At 38.3% G+C, this 4733-nt stretch carries 4 protein-coding genes, 5 tRNA genes and 2 rRNA genes; 10 read left to right on the forward strand and 1 reads right to left on the reverse strand.

Features of this window, described 5'->3' with window-relative positions; all coding sequences use genetic code 11:
• The 5 genes from rrf (GWJ01_RS00570) to birA form a co-directional block, all read left to right on the forward strand.
• A 5S ribosomal RNA gene (rrf, locus tag GWJ01_RS00570) occupies positions 1-95 on the forward strand; the annotation flags it as partial.
• A 43-nt stretch (positions 96-138) separates the two neighbouring features.
• Positions 139-214 (forward strand) — tRNA-Thr (locus tag GWJ01_RS00575).
• 51 nt (positions 215-265) lie between these two features.
• Positions 266-381 (forward strand): 5S ribosomal RNA (gene rrf, locus GWJ01_RS00580).
• A gap of 162 nt (positions 382-543) precedes the next feature.
• Positions 544-1578 (forward strand): UDP-N-acetylmuramate dehydrogenase, encoded by a 1035-nt coding sequence (murB, locus tag GWJ01_RS00585; protein ID WP_109395574.1) that lies wholly within the window; start codon positions 544-546, stop codon positions 1576-1578.
• Positions 1575-2537, forward strand: coding sequence for a bifunctional biotin--[acetyl-CoA-carboxylase] ligase/biotin operon repressor BirA (gene birA / locus GWJ01_RS00590; protein WP_161710575.1), 963 nt, complete (start codon positions 1575-1577; stop codon positions 2535-2537). Before murB ends, birA begins: the two co-directional genes overlap by 4 nt.
• Before the next feature lie 131 nt (positions 2538-2668).
• Here the strand turns inward: birA and coaA are convergent, their stop codons facing one another.
• Positions 2669-3616 (reverse strand): type I pantothenate kinase, encoded by a 948-nt coding sequence (gene coaA / locus GWJ01_RS00595; RefSeq protein ID WP_099660050.1) that lies wholly within the window; start codon positions 3614-3616, stop codon positions 2669-2671.
• Between the two features lie 438 nt (positions 3617-4054).
• Here coaA and GWJ01_RS00600 point away from each other — a divergent pair.
• From GWJ01_RS00600 to GWJ01_RS00620, 5 genes are all read left to right on the forward strand, one after another.
• Positions 4055-4130 (forward strand) — tRNA-Thr (locus GWJ01_RS00600).
• A gap of 15 nt (positions 4131-4145) precedes the next feature.
• Positions 4146-4230: transfer RNA gene (locus GWJ01_RS00605), tRNA-Tyr, on the forward strand.
• 82 nt (positions 4231-4312) lie between these two features.
• Positions 4313-4387: transfer RNA gene (locus tag GWJ01_RS00610), tRNA-Gly, on the forward strand.
• A gap of 5 nt (positions 4388-4392) precedes the next feature.
• Positions 4393-4468 (forward strand) — tRNA-Thr (locus GWJ01_RS00615).
• Between the two features lie 121 nt (positions 4469-4589).
• A partial coding sequence (locus tag GWJ01_RS00620; protein WP_104459396.1) for a GTP-binding protein occupies positions 4590-4733 on the forward strand: 144 nt, incomplete at its 3' end.

Consider the following 4733-nt stretch of genomic DNA (forward strand, 5'->3'; position numbering starts at 1 on the left):
GACCCACCTGAATCCATGCCGAACTCAGAAGTGAAACGTTGTAGCGCCGATGGTAGTGTGGGGTCTCCCCATGTGAGAGTAGGGAACTGCCAGGCATTAAATTTAGGCTGTGTCAGCCGGTGACAATAAGCCACTAGTGCTGATATGGCTCAGTTGGTAGAGCACACCCTTGGTAAGGGTGAGGTCCCCAGTTCGAATCTGGGTATCAGCACCATAAAAAATTAATTATAACTACATAAACAGATAGTTATAAAAACAGAATTTGCTTGGCGGCCATAGCGCAGCGGACCCACCTGAATCCATGCCGAACTCAGAAGTGAAACGTTGTAGCGCCGATGGTAGTGTGGGGCCTCCCCATGTGAGAGTAGGGAACTGCCAGGCATTAAATAAGACGAGAAAGCCAACCCAATGGGTTGGCTTTTTTGCGATCTAAGACATTTGAAATGCAGATATAATATCCCCACACTAATCACCTATCACTTTGCTATCCTCAACGATGCTTGGCTGTTAAACTAAGCCATCAGCTAAATGAGGTAGACTTTCATGAAAGAATCGGTTTCATTGCAAGCATTTAATACATTTGGTTTGAGAGCAAAAGCTCACCAAATAGAAACTGCAAATAATAAAGATGAGCTTTGTACATATTGGCAAAATGCCCATGAGCGGAAATTGCCCACCCTTATTCTAGGTGGCGGCAGCAACGTACTATTTACAGAAGATTTTAATGGTATTGTTATTCGCAATTGTATTGCTGGAATTGAAATTACTGAAAATAAGCAATATTGGTCTGTTCATGTTGGTGCGGGCGAAAATTGGCATGCACTTATTGAATTTCTATTAGAAAAGAATATCTATGGACTAGAAAATTTAGCGCTGATCCCAGGAAATGTAGGTTCAGCACCAATACAAAATATCGGTGCTTATGGCAAAGAATTAAAAGATGTTTGTGCTTATGTTGATATAGTTGAGCTAAGTACTGGTCATGTTCATCGATTATCTAATGATGAATGTCAGTTTGGTTACCGTGATAGTATTTTCAAGCATCACTACCAACAAGGCTTTGCCATTGTCGCTGTAGGCTTACAGCTTAGCAAAAAATGGGAGCCGATTCTTACCTATGGCGATTTATCAAAATTATCATTAGAAACAGTAACACCAAAAGATGTGTTTGGATCTGTGTGCTCTATGAGAACAAGCAAACTACCAGATCCTACCATAACAGGTAATGCAGGTAGTTTTTTCAAGAATCCAATTGTTGATATTCGCATTGCACAACATTTAAAAGCAGAATATCCCTTCTGTCCGCAATATGTTCAACAAGATGGTGTAAAACTTGCTGCTGGTTGGCTGATTGATCAATGTGGTCTTAAAGGTCATCAGATTGGTGGTGCGGCTGTTCATATGAAGCAAGCACTTGTTCTTATCAATAAAGACGGTCTAGCAACAGGCAAAGACATCGTTAATTTAGCAGCATGTATACGTCAAAAAGTCTTTGAGCGCTTCGGCGTACAATTAGAGCCAGAAGTCCGTTTTATTGGCCAATATGGCGAAATCAATGCAGTGGACGCTATTTCATGAAAGAAACACCAACTCCCTTATTATTAATTGAAACTCTTGCTGACGGAAATATCCATTCAGGAGAGCAACTAGGCGAAAGCCTAGGAATGACACGCGCAGGTATTAATAAACATATTCAGACATTGCGTAGTTGGGGTATAGATGTTCAAACTGTCGCAGGAAAGGGCTATCAATTAGACGCTCCTATGAATTTGTTGAATGAGAATAGTGTAAACAAAAACATTAAAGGTGAACCAGCCAGCGTTATTCCTGTTATAGATTCTACTAACCAGTATTTGATACAGCGTATTAGCGAATTAAAATCGGGTGATGTTTGTATTGCTGAATACCAGTCAGCTGGACGAGGCCGAAGAGGGCGCCAATGGATTTCGCCTTTTGGTAGAAATTTATATTTGAGTATGTATTGGAGGCTCGATCAAGGTCCTGCTGCTGCAATAGGACTGAGTTTAGTTGTAGGCGTTATTATGGCTGAGGTATTACAAAAGCTTGGTGCAGATGGCGTTAAAGTTAAATGGCCTAACGATCTCTATTTAAATGATAAAAAACTTTCAGGTATTCTTGTTGAGTTAACAGGGAAAACCGGTGACGTTGCTCATATTGTTACGGGTATTGGTATCAATATTGCGATGAGTAAAAATCAAACTGAAGCCATTAGCCAGCAATGGATTAATTTAGAGCAAGTTGGCATCAAAATTGATAGAAATGAACTTGCTTGTGAAATTACTAATGCACTAAGGGAAGCATTTGTTCAGTTTGAAAAACAAGGGTTATCTATGTTTATCGAGCGTTGGAAACATTTAGATAACTTTATGAATCGCCGAGTGAAGCTTATTATTGGTGAAAAAGAGATCTTTGGTGTTGCCAAGGGTATCAATGACCAAGGTGCTTTACTTTTGGAACAAGATGGAAAAATCATACCTTATATAGGTGGTGAAATTTCACTGAGAATTGCATCGTAATGCTTTAAATTGCATTGAACATCTAAAACTAAAAAAGCTTTCCTAAATTGGAAAGCTTTTTGTTTATCGATATTATTTTGAATAACTGAAATACAATAATACAGAGAGTAAGCACCACAAATTGTTTAGATTTATTTACGTAATCTAACGTTGGTGATCGTATGACTTTGGCCTTTGGTTAGTATAAGGCTCGCTCTTTCTTTCGTTGGCAATATGTTTTGTTTTAAATTCAAACCATTAATTTCTTGCCAAATTGAAGATGCTATTTCAATAGATTCTTCTCTGCTTAATTTAGAGTAATTATTAAAATACGATTCAGGATCAGTAAACGCACCTTCTCTAAATTTTAAAAAGCGACTGATATACCAGTGTTTTAGTAATTCTTCATCAGCATCAACATAAATAGAGAAATCTACATAATCTGATACGAAAACATTATGCGGATCATGAGGATAATCCTGATTACTCTGTAATACATTCAATCCTTCAAGAATTAAGATATCAGGTTGTTCAATAACCTGTTTTTTATCCGGGATGATGTCATACACTAAATGAGAATAGACAGGCGCTGTTACTTGTTTTTTGCCTGATTTTATATCAGAAACGAAAGAGACAAGGCTATGCATATCATAGGATTCGGGAAATCCTTTCTTCTTCATTATTCCGCGTTTCTTTAACTCTGCATTAGGTAAAAGAAAACCATCAGTAGTAATTAAATCGACTTTACGATGTTCTGGCCAACGGGTTAAAAGTGCTTGTAGTAAACGAGCTGTGGTACTCTTACCAACAGCAACACTGCCAGCTATACCAATAATATAAGGGATTTTGGCGCTTCTTGTTCCAAGAAACTGCTCTAAGACGGCTTGACGACGTAAGTTAGAACTTATGTAAAAATTGAGCAATCTTGAAAGAGGAAGATAAATTTCAATGACATCATCAATAGAAATTTCTTCGTTAATCCCTTTTAAATCGACAATCTCTTTTTCGGTTAGCGTTAAAGGAACGGAATCTCTTAACGTTGCCCAGTGTTTTCTGTCAAATTCTAAATAAGGGGTTATAAAGCGTTCTTTGTTATTCATAAGCCAACATCTGCCTAATATTCGCAGGTTGGACAGGCTGTTTAAAACACCCGTATCCGATAAAAAATAAACAGCATCATAACGAGTGATGCCTCTTAGGCGTAGATATTTTTTAAATTTTTTCTACTTTTTTTGACACGAACTGAATAAATTTGTAAAAAAAGTACAAAAAATAGTCATAAAAATAATTTTTTAGCGTAGACTAATAAGAGTGTAATTAATCTTTTTTCTAAAAATTTATTGATGATTAATAAATTTGGGACTGAATAGATAAATTAGCTTGCTAATCTATCATGAATTTTTGTTGGCATTTTGGTCGTTTTTTTCCTAAAAAATCAACAATTCAATCAAAAGTGAACAAAATCTAAGCAAAAGAACAAATATCGCAATTTTTTTGTTGCATCATGATGAAAGTCCTCCTAGAATGCGCACCACTTAGCCGGCATAGCTCAGTTGGTAGAGCAACTGACTTGTAATCAGTAGGTCCCGAGTTCGACTCTTGGTGCCGGCACCATTAAAAATTAGGTTTGGTGGGATACCCAAGCGGCCAAAGGGAGCAGACTGTAAATCTGCCGTCACAGACTTCGAAGGTTCGAATCCTTCTCCCACCACCATTAATTCCTAACTTAAGTGTTTTAAATTAGTAAACACTTAAGTAGAATACAAAGCTGATTTTAAGTCAGGTAGCCGAGTTCTGCGGGCATCGTATAATGGCTATTACCTCAGCCTTCCAAGCTGATGATGCGGGTTCGATTCCCGCTGCCCGCTCCAGATGTGCTGATATAGCTCAGTTGGTAGAGCGCACCCTTGGTAAGGGTGAGGTCGGCAGTTCGAATCTGCCTATCAGCACCACTCCTTCATGTTCTTGCCTCCCTGATTAAAATCTTAACAAGCACTAGCAAATCGCTAATTTACTTACTGCTTGGTTGATGTGGTGTAACCACCGATTCCGTGTCTTAGAGGGACAATTTAAATGTCTAAAGAAAAATTTGAACGTTCAAAACCGCACGTTAACGTTGGTACTATCGGCCACGTTGACCACGGTAAAACAACTCTGACTGCTGCAATCACTACAGTTTTAGCTAAAACTTACGGTGGTGCTGCTCGTGCATTCGAT

The sequence above is a fragment of the Proteus sp. G2618 genome, from assembly GCF_009915995.1.
In the GTDB taxonomy this organism is placed as follows: domain Bacteria; phylum Pseudomonadota; class Gammaproteobacteria; order Enterobacterales; family Enterobacteriaceae; genus Proteus; species Proteus terrae.

What these genes read in the sequence shown, in the direction of transcription:
- murB (WP_109395574.1), top strand. Translation starts at nt 544, where the DNA reads ATGAAAGAATCGGTTTCATTGCAAGCATTTAATACATTTGGTTTGAGA.
- birA (WP_161710575.1), top strand. Translation starts at nt 1,575, where the DNA reads ATGAAAGAAACACCAACTCCCTTATTATTAATTGAAACTCTTGCTGAC.
- coaA (WP_099660050.1), bottom strand. Translation starts at nt 3,616, where the DNA reads ATGAATAACAAAGAACGCTTTATAACCCCTTATTTAGAATTTGACAGA.